This is a genomic window from Neorhizobium sp. NCHU2750 (assembly GCF_003597675.1).
Taxonomy (GTDB): domain Bacteria; phylum Pseudomonadota; class Alphaproteobacteria; order Rhizobiales; family Rhizobiaceae; genus Neorhizobium.
The window spans coordinates 230,194-243,485 of the sequence record NZ_CP030827.1; the positions used below are offsets into that span (position 1 = coordinate 230,194).

Annotated in this window: 16 protein-coding genes and 1 tRNA gene; 4 read left to right on the forward strand and 13 right to left on the reverse strand. The window is 61.8% G+C overall.

Annotated elements, in window-relative coordinates; genetic code table 11:
- Positions 1-3 precede the first annotated feature (3 nt).
- The gene (locus tag NCHU2750_RS01110; protein ID WP_245480305.1) at positions 4-240 is read left to right on the forward strand and encodes a hypothetical protein; all 237 of its coding nucleotides are present in this window, start codon (positions 4-6) and stop codon (positions 238-240) included.
- Entirely contained in the window at positions 237-1,328 is a 1,092-nt protein-coding gene (locus NCHU2750_RS01115; RefSeq protein WP_119938767.1) for a tyrosine-type recombinase/integrase, read from the forward strand. The genes NCHU2750_RS01110 and NCHU2750_RS01115 overlap by 4 nt, the downstream gene beginning before the upstream one ends.
- Positions 1,329-1,397: 69 nt before the next feature.
- On the opposite strand, the gene NCHU2750_RS01120 is transcribed toward NCHU2750_RS01115, so the two are convergent.
- The 10 genes from NCHU2750_RS01120 to NCHU2750_RS01160 form a co-directional block, all read right to left on the reverse strand.
- A tRNA-Phe gene (locus tag NCHU2750_RS01120) sits at positions 1,398-1,473 on the reverse strand.
- A 10-nt stretch (positions 1,474-1,483) separates the two neighbouring features.
- Positions 1,484-1,681 (reverse strand): hypothetical protein, encoded by a 198-nt coding sequence (locus NCHU2750_RS30285; RefSeq protein ID WP_162939441.1) that lies wholly within the window; start codon positions 1,679-1,681, stop codon positions 1,484-1,486.
- A 19-nt stretch (positions 1,682-1,700) separates the two neighbouring features.
- The gene (gene yacG / locus NCHU2750_RS01125; protein WP_119938769.1) at positions 1,701-1,916 is read right to left on the reverse strand and encodes a DNA gyrase inhibitor YacG; all 216 of its coding nucleotides are present in this window, start codon (positions 1,914-1,916) and stop codon (positions 1,701-1,703) included.
- Positions 1,917-1,996: 80 nt separating this feature from the next.
- The gene (locus tag NCHU2750_RS01130) at positions 1,997-2,617 is read right to left on the reverse strand and encodes a Maf-like protein (protein ID WP_162939442.1); all 621 of its coding nucleotides are present in this window, start codon (positions 2,615-2,617) and stop codon (positions 1,997-1,999) included.
- Between the two features lie 23 nt (positions 2,618-2,640).
- Positions 2,641-2,859: a translation initiation factor IF-1 gene (infA, locus tag NCHU2750_RS01135; RefSeq protein WP_014327290.1), complete on the reverse strand. Its 219-nt coding sequence runs from the start codon at positions 2,857-2,859 to the stop codon at positions 2,641-2,643.
- 155 nt (positions 2,860-3,014) lie between these two features.
- Complete coding sequence (locus NCHU2750_RS01140) at positions 3,015-3,506, reverse strand: arsenate-mycothiol transferase ArsC (RefSeq protein WP_502703811.1); 492 nt, start codon at positions 3,504-3,506, stop codon at positions 3,015-3,017.
- Positions 3,507-3,508: 2 nt separating this feature from the next.
- Positions 3,509-3,982, reverse strand: coding sequence for a UPF0262 family protein (locus NCHU2750_RS01145; protein ID WP_119938773.1), 474 nt, complete (start codon positions 3,980-3,982; stop codon positions 3,509-3,511).
- 3 nt (positions 3,983-3,985) lie between these two features.
- Entirely contained in the window at positions 3,986-5,284 is a 1,299-nt protein-coding gene (gene hisD, locus NCHU2750_RS01150; protein ID WP_119938775.1) for a histidinol dehydrogenase, read from the reverse strand.
- Positions 5,285-5,338: 54 nt separating this feature from the next.
- Positions 5,339-5,770: a DUF2948 family protein gene (locus NCHU2750_RS01155; RefSeq protein WP_119938777.1), complete on the reverse strand. Its 432-nt coding sequence runs from the start codon at positions 5,768-5,770 to the stop codon at positions 5,339-5,341.
- Positions 5,771-5,968: 198 nt separating this feature from the next.
- A complete protein-coding gene (locus NCHU2750_RS01160; protein ID WP_119938779.1) occupies positions 5,969-6,226 on the reverse strand; it encodes a hypothetical protein in 258 nt (85 codons plus the stop codon).
- A 123-nt stretch (positions 6,227-6,349) separates the two neighbouring features.
- Here NCHU2750_RS01160 and NCHU2750_RS01165 point away from each other — a divergent pair, with 123 nt between their 5' ends.
- Together NCHU2750_RS01165 and NCHU2750_RS01170 are read left to right on the forward strand one after the other, a co-directional pair.
- On the forward strand, positions 6,350-6,931 hold the full coding sequence (locus tag NCHU2750_RS01165; RefSeq protein WP_245480306.1) for a DNA-3-methyladenine glycosylase: 582 nt from the start codon (positions 6,350-6,352) through the stop codon (positions 6,929-6,931).
- Positions 6,932-7,024: 93 nt separating this feature from the next.
- A complete protein-coding gene (locus tag NCHU2750_RS01170; protein WP_119942796.1) occupies positions 7,025-7,246 on the forward strand; it encodes a hypothetical protein in 222 nt (73 codons plus the stop codon).
- A 100-nt stretch (positions 7,247-7,346) separates the two neighbouring features.
- Here the strand turns inward: NCHU2750_RS01170 and NCHU2750_RS01175 are convergent, their stop codons facing one another.
- From NCHU2750_RS01175 to bcsN, 3 genes are read right to left on the reverse strand one after another with little or no spacing between them, the layout of a single operon-like run.
- Positions 7,347-9,839 carry a cellulose biosynthesis cyclic di-GMP-binding regulatory protein BcsB gene (locus NCHU2750_RS01175; protein WP_119938782.1) on the reverse strand — a complete coding sequence of 831 codons (2,493 nt, stop codon included), beginning with the start codon at positions 9,837-9,839 and terminating at the stop codon, positions 7,347-7,349.
- Between the two features lie 9 nt (positions 9,840-9,848).
- On the reverse strand, positions 9,849-12,029 hold the full coding sequence (gene bcsA, locus NCHU2750_RS01180; protein WP_119938783.1) for a UDP-forming cellulose synthase catalytic subunit: 2,181 nt from the start codon (positions 12,027-12,029) through the stop codon (positions 9,849-9,851).
- A 40-nt stretch (positions 12,030-12,069) separates the two neighbouring features.
- Complete coding sequence (bcsN, locus tag NCHU2750_RS01185) at positions 12,070-13,128, reverse strand: cellulose biosynthesis protein BcsN (protein ID WP_119938784.1); 1,059 nt, start codon at positions 13,126-13,128, stop codon at positions 12,070-12,072.
- Positions 13,129-13,292: the final 164 nt, after the last annotated feature.

Consider the following 13,292-nt stretch of genomic DNA (forward strand, 5'->3'; position numbering starts at 1 on the left):
ACAATGGCGAATGCGATGTTGAATATTAGGATTGTTCAGCCGCGGATGATGTCGATGAAGCAGGCGGCAGACTATGTCGGCCTGCCGATGCGACGGTTTCCACGCATCTGCACTGTTCGGCCGGTCGCGTTGCCGGAGAGCGAAGAGCGCTATGACATTCGAGACCTCGACCGATGGCTCGATCAGATCAAAGCTGGAAACGCGGACACCGACGCGGAGATCCTGGAGCGACTCGGATGACAAAAGTGCGAGCCAGACGTCCCAATAAGTACAAGGGATGGCAGATATTCAGGGACCATGACGGTGAATGGCGCTGCTATCACCGCAAAACCCGCGAGAAAATCGACTGCCAGAAATTCGAACCGTACTCGCTGGCCTTCGACATGGAGATCCATCGCATCAACGGATTGGTGGGTGAAAAGCAGACCAGACCAGGCACGCTCGGCATGCTGATCACCAAGTACCGCGAGAGCACAAGGTTTCGCAACGAGCTGGCGCCACGAACTCGGTCAGACTATCAGAAATGCTTCGACTACCTCCAGGCGATCGAAGACACGCCGTTAGACCGCTTCAACCCACCGCTCATCGCCAAGATCCGCGACAAGGCGCTAGAGAAGCACAGGTTCCGATTCGCAAACTACGTTCGCTCTGTGCTGTCCGTTATTTTCGACTGGGGCATCGAATATGGCTACACGAAAGACAACCCAGCAGCCAAGGTAAAACCCGCCCGCCGCCCTAAAACTCTGCCCGATGCAAATCGGCCATGGACGGACGCCGAGCGCGATACCGTGCTGGCAGCACTTCCGACCCACATGGAGCTGCCGATCGCTCTCATGATGTTCTACGCGCTGGATCCGCAGGACGCGCTGGCGCTACCAAGGACAGCTATAACGGAGAAAGGTTTGGATACACGGCGCAACAAAACGGGCCGCCCGATTTACCTGCCGCTGTTTGAGCCGGTGGAAGCGGCGATGGAGCGCGCTCCGAAACACGATGCCGTAACGCTCTGTGCTAACAGCTGGGGCCGTCCGTGGACCTACAATGGTTTCAGTACGAGCTGGGCGAAAGTGAAGGGCAAAATGGAGACCGAAGGGGCGATCCAGCCCGGCCTGACCTTGAAAGGCCTTCGGCACACCGTCGCAACCATTCTAGCCGAAATGGGCAAGGACAACGGCACCATCGCGCTGGTGCTAGGCCACGCCACCGAAGCTATGGCAAAACACTATTCGCGACGGGCGGATATGACGACACGAGCGTCGGCGGCGGTCAGCGATTTCGAGGCAGAATTGAACAAACGAAAAACGAAAGTTGTCAAACCAGCAGTTTGAAACTGTCAAACTCGCAAAAATTGGAGATTATAAAACGTGAAAAATGCTATACACAGCAAGGGCTTAGAATGGTGCCCGGAGGCGGATTTGAACCACCGACACGCGGATTTTCAATCCGCTGCTCTACCAACTGAGCTATCCGGGCATCCAAGGCTTCAAGCCTTCCGGTCAAAACCGGCGGGGGCGTCTCCCCCGGAAGCGAGCGGGGTTATAACATCTTGTTCGGCCATGTCCAGCACCCTGCGCGACTTTTTTGACAGGTTTGCGAAATTCGTAAATTCACAAGCAAAAACAATCGCAAAATAGACGACCTCGATCGCAATTGAAGCGCCGGTGCCTGTGGAAAGTCTCAAGCGTGGCCGCCTTCAGCCCTCAGTCACGTCCGTCCGGGTCGTCTGCCTTGCTTTCGTCGTCGGCGACAGGAATGGCATAGGAACCTTTGAGCCAGCGCGACAGGTCGAGCGTGCGGCAGCGCTCGGAACAGAACGGATAGTCCTCGCGTGAGGAAGGCTTGCCGCATTCGGGGCAGGGGCGGGCTTTTCTCAGAGGCTCGACCTTGCCGCCCGTCTTGATCGGTTCTGATGCCATGGGAGATGCTCCTCTTGCCGGATGGATATGGGGCGCTACGGCAGTCTGGCCGAAGCAGGATCAGGGCATGGGATAGGGGCTCAGGCTTCCGGCCAGCCCTGCGCCACGTCGAAACCTTCGCCGGCAAGCAGGGTCGTCACGTCATACAGCGGCAGGCCGACGACGTTGCTGTAGGAACCGACGAGCTTCTGCACGAAGGCGCCGGCAATGCCCTGGATCGCATAGGCACCCGCCTTGCCGCGCCATTGGCCGGATGAGATGTAGGTCTCGATCTCGCGGGTGGATAGCCGCTTGAAGCGCACTTTCGTTTCCACCACCTTCTGGCGGAACTGGCCGCCGGGGGTGACGAGGCAGATGCCGGTATAGACCCAGTGGCCGCGGCCGGAGAGGAGGTGCAGCGCAGCCGATGCCTCTTCCGTATATTCGGTCTTTTCAAGGATGCGCCGCCCGACGGCGACGACGGTATCGGCAGACAGGATATAGCTGTGTCGCCAGGCCGGGTCGTCCTTGATCGCCCGATAGCTGGCTTCCGCCTTCTCTGTGGAAAGGCGCCGTGCCAGCGAGCGCGGATGTTCTGCCCGCTTCGGCGTCTCGTCTATATCCATCGGCATCAGCCGCGCAGGCTCGATGCCAACCTGGTTCAGGAGGTCGAGGCGGCGCGGCGAACCGGATGCCAGTATCAGCTTTTGCTCGAGCGCCATCAGCTCTTGCCCCTGCCTGTCGCTTACTTGAAGCGATAGGTGATGCGGCCCTTGGTCAGGTCATAGGGCGTCATTTCGACAAGAACCTTGTCGCCGGCCAGAACGCGGATACGGTTCTTGCGCATGCGGCCCGCGGTATGGGCAATGATTTCGTGGTCGTTTTCGAGCTTCACCCGGAAGGTCGCATTCGGCAGCAGTTCCGTGACGACGCCCGGAAATTCGAGGACTTCTTCTTTAGCCATTTACTGGTGTTCTTTCTGTGGTTGGTCGCAGGCGCGGTCAGGTTTTGAAAGACCGGCGCCGCAAAATTGGGCGGAAACTACACAATCGTGTCCGCTTTGTGAACCTCGCTTCACATCTATTCTTTTCGAGCCTCAAATGCCGGTCTTTTCAGCCGTCAACCGCTGGCCGGTGGCGGCCGCCGGATGGGCTTCATCCGCTTGTCGATCAGCTTCCACAAATGGTCACGGACCTCGCGATAGGCATCGAGCCGCTGGTCGCGCGTGCCGGTCACCACGGTCGGGTCCATGGTCGGCCAGTAGACCACGTCGACCGGACTGGAACGGGTCAGTTCCAGCGCCACGTGATGGGCCTCGGGCGCCAGCGTCACGATCAGGTCGAAGAAATCATCCTCGATTTCTTCCAGCGTACGTGGCTTGTGCGGCCGGTTATGGGCAAGCGAAAGGCCCACCTCTTCCAGCACCACATCGACGAAGGGATCCGGGTCGCCGGAACGGACACCGGCCGACTGGATATATATATCGGGTTGCAGCAGGCTCTTTGCAATGGCCTCGGCCATCGGCGAGCGGATCGAGTTCTGCCCGCACATGAACAGGATCGCCGTCGGAATGCCGATCGTCTGCTTCCGGTTGGGAGCCTCCGCGGTCATCGTCAGCCGCGCCAGTAAAGCACGCAGACGAGCGTGAACAGCCGCCTTGCGGTGTCGAAATCGACGCCGATCTTGCCGTCCAGCCGGTCCATCAGCGTCTGCGAACCTTCGTTATGGATGCCGCGCCGGCCCATGTCGATCGCCTCGATGCGCGAAGGGGTCGCCGTCTTGATCGCCTCGTAATAGCTCTCGCAGACCATGAAATAGTCCTTGATGATCCGCCTAAACGGCGTCAGCGAAAGAATATGAGTGGCGACATCCTCGTCGCCTTCGGTGGTGATCGTCAGCACCAGCCGCGCATTGACGAGCGAAAGACGCAGCCTGTAGGGCCCGCCCTGATGACCGAGCGGGGTGAACGAGTTTTCCTCGACGAGATCGAAGATCGCCACCGCGCGCTCGTGCTCGACATCGGGGGTGGAGCGCCCGATCGAGTCGTCGAGGACGACATCGCAGAGACGAAACTCCCCCGTGGCCATGGCTTATTCTCCGGGGTTGAGGCGGATTGAAACGGAGCGCGCATGGCCGTCCAGCCCTTCAGACGTGGCAAGCGTGATCGCTGCCGGCGCCAGCTGGCGAAGCTGGTCTGCGCCAAGCCTGAGGATCGACGAGCGCTTGACGAAGTCGAGCACGCCGAGACCGGAGGAAAAGCGCGCCGAACGCGCGGTCGGCAGCACGTGGTTGGAGCCACCCACATAGTCGCCGATCACTTCCGGCGTATGGCGGCCGACGAAGATCGCCCCGGCATTGCGGATACCCGCCATCAGCGCGTCAGGATCGGCAACCGCAAGCTCCAGATGCTCGGCGGCGATCCGGTTGGCGAGCGGCAGTGCCTTTTCGAAACTCTCGACCAGGATCACCGCGCCGAAATCCCGCCAGCTTGCCGTAGCGATCTCGGTGCGCGACAGGGTCTTCAACTGCCGCTCGACGGCGGCTTCCACCGCCCGGCCGAAATCGGCATCGTCGGTCATCAGGATCGACTGGGCGCCGGCATCGTGCTCGGCCTGAGCCAGCAGATCGGCGGCAATCCAGTCCGGATCGTTGTCGCGGTCGGCAATGACAAGCACTTCGGACGGGCCGGCGATCATGTCGATGCCGACCGTGCCGAATACCTGGCGCTTGGCGGCTGCCACATAGGCATTGCCGGGACCGACGATTTTTGCCACCGGCGCGATCGTCTCCGTGCCATAGGCAAGTGCTGCGACGGCCTGCGCTCCACCGACGCGGTAGATTTCGCTGACTCCTGCAATGCGCGCGGCAGCCAGAACCGCGGGATTGATCTTGCCGCCACCGGCCGGCACCACCATCACGAGGCGCGGCACGCCGGCAACCTTGGCCGGCACGGCATTCATCAGCACGGAGCTCGGATAGCTCGCCGTGCCGCCTGGAACATAGAGGCCGACCGCCTCGATCGCCGTCCAGCGCGAGCCGAGACCGACGCCGATATCGTCCTCGTAGATGTCGTCCTTCGGCATCTGCCGCGCATGGTGCTTTTCGATGCGCTGGGCGGCAAGCTTCAGGGCATCGATCACAGCCGGATCGGTTTCTGCCACCGCCGCGTCGATTTCCGCTTCGCTGATCCGGATGCCGTCGCGGGCCAGATCGACCTTGTCGAACCGGGCCGAATAATCGATCAGCGCCGCATCGCCGCGGGCGCGTACGTCGTCGATGATCGTCTTGACGGCGGCATTGACGTCTTCGGAGACCTCGCGCTTGGTCGACAGGAACGCCGCAAAGCGGGTTTCGAAATCTTCTGATGCCTGTTCAAGCCAGCTTGCCACGCGGATTGCCCTTCCATTCCTATGCCGTCATTCGATGGCCGGTCAGGGATCCGTTCAGGGATGCTGCGGCCTCGATGCGGTTTCCCACGCGCCGCCGATATCCGCAAGTGCGACTTCGATGCATTCGACATCGAGCGCGATCATGCCGCTTCCCGAAAGCACCAGTTCCACCGTCCCGTCCGGGCCTTCGCCCTTCTGTTCGAAGCGCACGGCGAGAAGCGACAGCACGTCGTCAGGTCGCCCGCGGTTGATACCGGTGGAGCGCACGGCCGAGACGCGCTTGAACACAAGGGCAGCCCGGTGGCGTTCGAAACCCTTGCGCTTGCCCTCTGCCGCAGCCCAGTCGAAGCGGTTGGCGGCAAGCGAGAAGGTCCGGTCCGATGAAGACCAGTGCACATCCGAAAGCTTGAAGACGGCATCCTGCATATGGGCGGATACGACGCCCAGATCATCCGTATCGAGAGCCAGAAGCTTGAGCCCGGTCATGCGTTCATTCCATCCTTCCCGTGAGGTCGGGGACTGCCATCCGGCAGTCGATTGTTCCATGACAGGGAGATAGGATGGACGGCTTGCGGAAGCAACCGTGCCTTGCGAAGTCTTGCGCCGTTGCTGCGAGGGCAAATGGTGCCGAACGGGGAGCGGCATCGTTCGGCTATCCCATATCGGTTGTCCCGAGTGGGAGGTTTAAGCCATGCCGCCCAGAGCCTGCCCTTCGCCGAACGGACGCAATGAGCGGTTGGTCTTGACGACCGTGTGGATCAGCACGTCGTCGTCGCGAATGCCCATCTGGTAGAAGCGGATCGTCATCGCCGCAAGCCGTTCGGATGCCGGATCGTGGCGCGACATGCAGGCGATGTAGCGCGCTGTCTCGAAGATCGTCTGCAGACGCTCCAACTCGTCCGGACCAATCGGTTCGTAGCTTGTGACTTTCGAATGTTCCATGTCCTTGCCAGCCCTCAAGGATTATTTAGTGCTGACTAATAAATGCAGGTTTTGCGCTCACATGAAAGGCAGGCAGGCAAACAGCTTTAATGCGTGGTAAACCGCTGTGCCGCGCTCTTAACCATGAGCGCTCGCGACCTGCTTTGGGGAGACATGATGGAACCGGCCTTCTTTGCCCGCTCGGCCGTCGAAGTGGCACATGATCTTATCGGCATCGGACTTGAGGTCGGCGGGGCGGGCGGCATGATCATCGAGACGGAAGCCTATGAACCGGACGATCCCGCCTCGCACAGTTTCAACGGTCAGACGCTGCGCAATCGTGCTATGTTCGGCCCGCCCGGCCATGCCTATGTCTATCGGTCCTACGGCATTCACTGGTGCCTGAATTTCGTCTGCCGGCCGGGAAGCGCCGTGCTCATCCGCGCGCTTGAACCGCTGTCAGGCCTCGCGGCGATGGCGGCCCGGCGCGAGCGCGGCGACCCGCTTCTGCTATGTTCCGGTCCGGGCCGTCTTTGCCAGGCACTCGGCGTCGGTATCGAACATGATGGTCTGTCGCTGTTCGAACCGCCCTTTGCTCTTTATGATGCAGAGCGGCCGCCGTTGGTTTCTTCAGACAGGCGCATCGGCATTTCCCGTGCGGTGGAACGCCCCTGGCGCTTCGGTCTTCAGGGCTCCCCCTTCGTCAGCCGGCGTTTCGCTGCGTAACCCCTCCCACTCCGGGGATAGCATTGGCCAGAGGCTTGCCTTGTCGAAGGCATCGGATAAATGACGGCGCAGGATCAACCGGCGGAGGGTGCCATGGACGACGTGATACAAATCGACAACCGCGGCGATTTCGGCCTCTGGGCGATCGAGATCGCTAAGCAGATTGTCAGCGAACAGGGTTTCGAGCTTGCCAGGGCTGCCCGCGATGGCAGCGAGGAAGATGTCCGGGTGGCCGGCAACGCCCTCGGCCAGGCGATCACCAATGCCATGCTGGAAGTTTATGATGGCCTCACCGAGGGCCTGCCCGAAGAGTAAGCGGCAGACATGCCGTCGCCCGGCAGGATTGCGGGCCTGATTGCTGTGTTCGATGTCGGGCGAACGCGCCAATTGGCCGCCCGCTCTCTCATGGTTTGGCTCAGCGGCGGCCGAGCAGGCTCAGCAAGCCGCCGGTCGCAAGGCCGAGCAACAGGCTGCCCGCGGCGAGCAGCAGCGCATAGGACATGATGTTGTCCGATAGCCAGTTCGCTGCAATCAGCCGTGCATTGCTGAACGTGAGGTCATGGGTCGGCATGAAACGGAACCAGCTGACCGGCACGCTCCCCGTCTCCTCGTCCGGACCGCTATAAATCGCGATCCGGCCGCCGAGTTTTTCCCATTGCTGGCGGGGCGAGACCTGCCGCATGCTGTCGTCGAGCTCTGCCGCATCCGGCGCAAGCACGGCAGTCCAGGTGCCCTGGCCGGTCGGGTCGCTCTCCTGCGCCACGATCAGCTGCGCCGATTTAGGCGGCTTGTAGAGCTGGTCGGTGGCAGGCGCGAAACGCATGGTGGACAGAGACAGGTCGTAATTCTGCTTCGCCCAGGCACTGATCTGCGAGAACTGCCGGCTGAGGAAGTTGCTGTCGGCCCGCTGCTGCCAGTCCTGCAGGTTGATGCCCGGTGCCGTGATCGTGTGCGGGGTGATATCCGGGCTCCAGCTGTTGCGGCTGTCCTGGTCGATCTTCAGTTGTGAAAGCACATTGAGCGGCATTTCCGATATACCGCCGACGAAGATCGCATTGCGCTCCGCCATCCGCGCCGCCGAAATAGTCACGTTGAAGGGGATGATGTGATGGGCCGCCACCGCGAGCTTGCCGGTAAATGTTGCCGCGGCCGAAAGTGTCGGCTCGTCTATGCGTCCGAGAAAGAGCGACACCGGTTCCTGCTCCTGCTCGCGCGAATAGGGAAAACCGGTGCCGACCGTGGCGGCAACATTCGGAACCTGGGCAATGCGGGCGAAATCCGGCATATGGAACTGCGAGGTGCCGAAGATCGCAAAACGGGGCTTGGTGTCGCTGCTCGCACCCGGTGCGCAGGCGGCATCCGATGCAGTCCGCAGCGCAGCCTCGAAGGTGATCGTGTTCACACCGGGGTGGAAATGCCTGAGCGTGAGCTTGATCGGCAAATGGTGCAGCACGGCCCCGCCCGCAGAGGTGATAGGCACGGTGGTTGCGATATTGCCGTTGACGAATATGTCGAGATGGCTGCCGGGCAGCACGTCCGGCGTATAGGCTGCATCAAGCAGGATGCGCGCCTCGCCATAGGCATTGGCATAGAAATCGGCCGGCACCCCGATGGTAAAGCTGGTGCGGAACAGCCGACCGTCAAATTCCTGGCTGTTGACGCCGAGAGCCGAGAAATCCAGGGTCGTGTCCGAGAACAGGAAAGGCGTATCCATGCCCCGCCAGCTCTCCGTCGACAGCACCTCGCGGCGCTGCATCGACCGTCCATCGATCGAACCGATGAAGCTTTCGACAAGGCTGCTGATCGATGGCCAGTTCGGCCCCGCCAGCACGAGAGCGGAAACGCCGCTCTCGCCGGGATAGTCGATGAAGCTCGCCATCGCAGTGTTATTGGCCGAGGGCGTCAGCCCGGGCAGGACGGATTTCAGTTCGTCATTCGTCCCGACGAAGACGGCGACCTCGCCCGGCTGCAGCGTGCCCTCAGCCTGCCGCTGGAAGGAGAATGACTGATTGGGCATGCCGCCGATCAGGGAAAGTGCCTGCGAAAGCCGCATCAGCGTATCGGTGGCGCCCAACTGGTCCAGCGCCGGTGCGATGATCCTGAAGCGGGTATTGCCCTTGCCGTCGACGCCGATCGCCCTCAGGTCGTCCAGCGTTCCGAGCCGGCGGTCGTTGGCGCCGTCGAAGGAGATGTAGGTGCCTGCCGGATCGACATCGGTCCATAGCTCGTAGGTGGATTCGATCGTGCAGTCGGTGCGGTGACGCTGGCTGGCGCCGAAACGCACCATGTTGCCGCCGGCCTTCAGCAGCCCGGCCGGGATCTCGAAGATGCGCTCCGCCGGTTTTTCTGCCGATGCGATCGGCTCTGCGGCAACCACCACGTCATTGATGGTGACGGTCAGCTTCGAGGTCTCGGGGGCGACGAAGATGGAGTTCTGGTAGGTCACGTGCAGCCGCGCGGCGCGCCCGGCCTGATCCGCGGTCAGATAGACCGACCATGCCCGCTGCTCGATCTCGCCGTTGAGCCGCATGTCGGAGAAGGGGAGAAGGTAGCGACGCGTCTGGTCGGTCGGCGCGACAGCTGTTGCCTGCTTGGTCTGGGACGGGGCGACGGTCGGGGCAGCGTTCTGCATCGGCGCCGGGGCGGCCTGCGGCTCCTGGCTCGGGCGTGGCGGCTGGGCGCTCCACTGTGCCGGTGTCTGCTGCTGCGGCGCCGGGCTCGGCTGGACAGGAACGGCGGCTACCGGCGGCTGGACCGGCGCGGCGGGCCTCGGCGTGTCCTTGATGCCCTGATCATGCCGTTCCACGCCCATGTCGAACGGCATGGCGTTGGGCTGTGTCGTGCCTTGTTGGGCAAGAGCCTGTGTGGCGGCGAGGGCGGTAAGCGCGATGACGATCAATCTGTTCATGCCGCGCTCCTAACCGTTTTCCGTGCTGCGCGACGACTTGCTCAGGTCACGCATCAGGTAGCCCAGTCCACGGCTCGTCTGGTAGAGCGCCAGGCCGAGGAACCAGAAGGTTCCGCGGAACAGCCCGGGATTTTTACGACGCGACGTCTGGAACTGCGTCCACTGCGCCGAATTGGCGAACATCAGGTCGGCGATCAGTCGGTGATCGACCGATTTCTGCGGCATGTAGCGGCAGCCGACCGAGGTCACGTCGCCGGTGCGGTCGAAATTGCGGATCTCGACGGGGAGTTCGCTGACCGGCAGGTCGCTGAACGGCTGGAAGCGGATATGCCCTACCGTTTCCATGGCAATAGCCGTGGCACCCTCGGTATAGACCTCAAGCGATGCGCCGTGCACCGACACGTTGTTGATCGTTGCCGTATACCATTTGCCATCGACGCCGAATTCGCAGCGCCGGCTGATCTTGACGCGGCGCGATGCCTGTCGTTCGCCGCGTTCCGACACGACGCCGAGGGCCGCGCCCGCGATGATGATGTTGAGCAGGTTCCAGCCGCCCACCACCAGCGTCACGTCGGCCTTGAACGGCTCGGTATAGAGTTTGTAGACGCTCATCGCGAGCGCCACGATCAACACGAAGAAGATCACGAAGAACGGCCGGCTGACTTCCGAAAGGCGGCTGACGGACACGGATTCGTCCTTGGCCGTGACCTTGAAGGTCGGCTTGCGCGGATTGAGCATGACCGAGATGACGGCGGGCAGAAGATGCACCGTCTGCACATATTCGTAGAGTTCGGAAATCCATGGCCAGCGGAACGAGCCGTAGAGATAGTTCTGCATCATCATGTTCACCGCCATGTAGGTCAGCGAATAGACGAGAAACTCGCCGCCCGACGAGGTGAAGATCTCCAGGTCGAAGAAGATGTAGAACAGCGGTGCGAACAGGAAGATCGTCCGCGGAAAAGGAAACAGCCAGAACAGCGTCGAGGACATGTAGCAGAGGCGCTGTGCCGGCGAGAGGCCACGCTTCAAGGGTGGGAAGCGGAAGCGCAGGATCTGCATCATGCCCTGCGCCCAGCGCGAACGCTGGCCGATGAAGCTTGCAAACGTCGCCGGCTGCAGGCCTGCGATCAGCGGCCGGTCGACATAGATGCTGTTCCAGCCCAGGCCGTGCAGGTCGAGCGCCGTTTCGCAGTCCTCGGTGATGCTGACGCCGGAAAAGCCGTTGGAGACCTGCAACGCCTTGCGGTTCAACACCGCTGCAGAGCCGCAGAAGAACGACGCGTTCCACTTGTCGAGCCCGCGCTGGATGATGCCGTAGAACATCTCGTTCTCACTCGGCATCTTCTCGAAGGTCTGCAGGTTGCGTTCGACCGGATCGGGATTGAGGAAGAAGTGCGGCGTCTGGACGAGGAAGAGCTTCGGGTCCTTCTCGAAATAATGCACCGTCTCCAGAAGAAAGTCGCGCGTCGGCGCGTGGTCCGCGTCGAACACGGCAATCAGGTCGCCGTTCGAATGGGCAAGCCCGTTATTGAGATTGCCGGCCTTGGCATGCTCGTTGCGCTCGCGCGTCAGGTAGCGCACGCCGAGTTCCTCGCACAGCGTCTTCAGCTTTTCGTGGCGTGCCTCGGCCGCGCGCGCGTCGGCGACATTGTTGGCCTTGCGCTTCTGCACCGTGCCGCCGTCGTCGAGCAGCCAGACGGTCAGCTTTTCGGCCGGGTAGTCCATGTTGCGGGCGGCGGCCAGCGTGTTGGCAAGCAGCACCTCGTCCTCGTTGTAGCTCGGAACGAACACGTCGACCGTCGGCAGATTGTCTTCACTGCTGGAACGGCTGCCGGGCCGGCTCGGCGGCAGCGGCATGGCGACGACGAACAGGCTGAGTGACAGCATCAGCACGCTGTACATCTCGGCGAGATAGACGAGCATGCCGGGAATGAAGTTTTCCAGCTGGTTGACCGGCGGCAGTGTGCTCGTCGTGCGCCAGTAGACATAGCGCAGCACCATGCCGGTGCCGAAGGCAAGTGCCACCAGGCGCCATCTGCCGCCAGCATCGAGCAGCTTGATGATCGCCATGATGGCGACGATCATACCACTGGCGATCAGCTGCGTGCGCGTGTTGATGGGCAAGGTCACCAGAAGAATGATCATCGCGGTGGCGATGGCCCAGATGACGGCAGAATATAGTGTCCTCATGACGCACTACCTCGATGAAACCCGGCGGCAAGAATGCAAGTCAGCGGCAGGCAACGTTTGTTCCGCCGGACGTTCCGGCACAGGATGGTGATGGAACGTCGACCCGTTGCACGGCAGGCGCGGTCGCCGCGCCGTAAGAGGTCGGCGTTGCGTAAGTCCCTGTCCGGCTGCTCGCTGAAGCCGGGCTTGCGGACGGATAACCGGACACGCCGGCCGCTCCACCGGGGGCGGGAACCCTCGGGCGATCGGGCGAAAACTGCGGTTCCTCGACCTGCGGTGCCACGCGCGGCCGGGCCGGCTGGACCCGGCGCGGCGCGGCGGCGGCGGGTTGCCGCACCGGCAGGGTCTGCACGATCGGTTCCGAGGAGGCCGGCCGTGGATAGATCGGCGCACCCGTTCCGCCGATTGCTGGGTTCAGCCCGCGTGATTCGCCATAAGGGTTCCATCCGAGCGCGTCGACCGATGCATTGATGGTGAAATTATACATCAGCGAAAGCAGTTTCGCTTCGGTGGCATTCGCCTCGCAGGTCCGGACCCGGATCTGGATCACGCCGTAATTGGCAAGCGGCGACATGCTCTGCACACGCGAGCGGATCTGCTGCCAGGCATAAAAACACAGATCCGAGCCTGCACCGCGGCCGAAAGCATAGCCGAACGGGCCGTAGACATTCTGCACATAGGACGTCGAACGGGCCATCGGCACGCGCGGCAAGGCTCTGCGCATTTCTGCCAGAATCCGCCCCTCGGTGACTGAGGAGTAGGTAAGGTCGTCTTCCGACTGGCTGAAGTCACTCTCTGTACCGAACAACTGGACCTTGATCATGTTCTGGCCGGGCGTCGAGGCCGAATTGCCGAGATAGATGTCCTGGCTGATCGCGTTGCCGTAGCGGTGCTGGATGACGTTGACAACCGCAGGCCCGGCGGGCGGAGGCGTGACGATTGCCTTGGCAGGCTCGACGCTCTTGACCACGTCTTCCGGCTGGATCGGCTTGCCGCCGCAGCCGGCAAGCGTCAGGGAAACGATCCCCAGAAGCACAGCGAGCCCCGGTCGGACCATCCCGCTTCTTCTGGACGTGTTGGTAATGAGCCTGTCCGTCATCGAAATTCCAGTGTTGGGGGCAGCCACTCATTACTCATTGCCCGCGTGTCCGCGAAATCCGCCGCTTCGACATAATTTTTGCGACGAAACGAGTCACTTTGTCATTTATTCACGAATTCTTATTTACTGATGAAATCTAAATTGTTCGTTAACCATCTGGTCGC

Bases quoted from the DNA above. Each gene is read 5' to 3' on its own strand.
- NCHU2750_RS01110 (WP_245480305.1), top strand. From the start codon at position 4: ATGGCGAATGCGATGTTGAATATTAGGATTGTTCAGCCGCGGATGATG.
- NCHU2750_RS01115 (WP_119938767.1), top strand. From the start codon at position 237: ATGACAAAAGTGCGAGCCAGACGTCCCAATAAGTACAAGGGATGGCAG.
- yacG (WP_119938769.1), bottom strand. From the start codon at position 1,916: ATGGCATCAGAACCGATCAAGACGGGCGGCAAGGTCGAGCCTCTGAGA.
- NCHU2750_RS01130 (WP_162939442.1), bottom strand. From the start codon at position 2,617: ATGGCGCTCGAGCAAAAGCTGATACTGGCATCCGGTTCGCCGCGCCGC.
- infA (WP_014327290.1), bottom strand. From the start codon at position 2,859: ATGGCTAAAGAAGAAGTCCTCGAATTTCCGGGCGTCGTCACGGAACTG.
- NCHU2750_RS01140 (WP_502703811.1), bottom strand. From the start codon at position 3,506: ATGACCGCGGAGGCTCCCAACCGGAAGCAGACGATCGGCATTCCGACG.
- NCHU2750_RS01145 (WP_119938773.1), bottom strand. From the start codon at position 3,982: ATGGCCACGGGGGAGTTTCGTCTCTGCGATGTCGTCCTCGACGACTCG.
- NCHU2750_RS01155 (WP_119938777.1), bottom strand. From the start codon at position 5,770: ATGACCGGGCTCAAGCTTCTGGCTCTCGATACGGATGATCTGGGCGTC.
- NCHU2750_RS01160 (WP_119938779.1), bottom strand. From the start codon at position 6,226: ATGGAACATTCGAAAGTCACAAGCTACGAACCGATTGGTCCGGACGAG.
- NCHU2750_RS01165 (WP_245480306.1), top strand. From the start codon at position 6,350: ATGAGCGCTCGCGACCTGCTTTGGGGAGACATGATGGAACCGGCCTTC.
- NCHU2750_RS01170 (WP_119942796.1), top strand. From the start codon at position 7,025: ATGGACGACGTGATACAAATCGACAACCGCGGCGATTTCGGCCTCTGG.
- NCHU2750_RS01175 (WP_119938782.1), bottom strand. From the start codon at position 9,839: ATGAACAGATTGATCGTCATCGCGCTTACCGCCCTCGCCGCCACACAG.
- bcsA (WP_119938783.1), bottom strand. From the start codon at position 12,029: ATGAGGACACTATATTCTGCCGTCATCTGGGCCATCGCCACCGCGATG.
- bcsN (WP_119938784.1), bottom strand. From the start codon at position 13,128: ATGACGGACAGGCTCATTACCAACACGTCCAGAAGAAGCGGGATGGTC.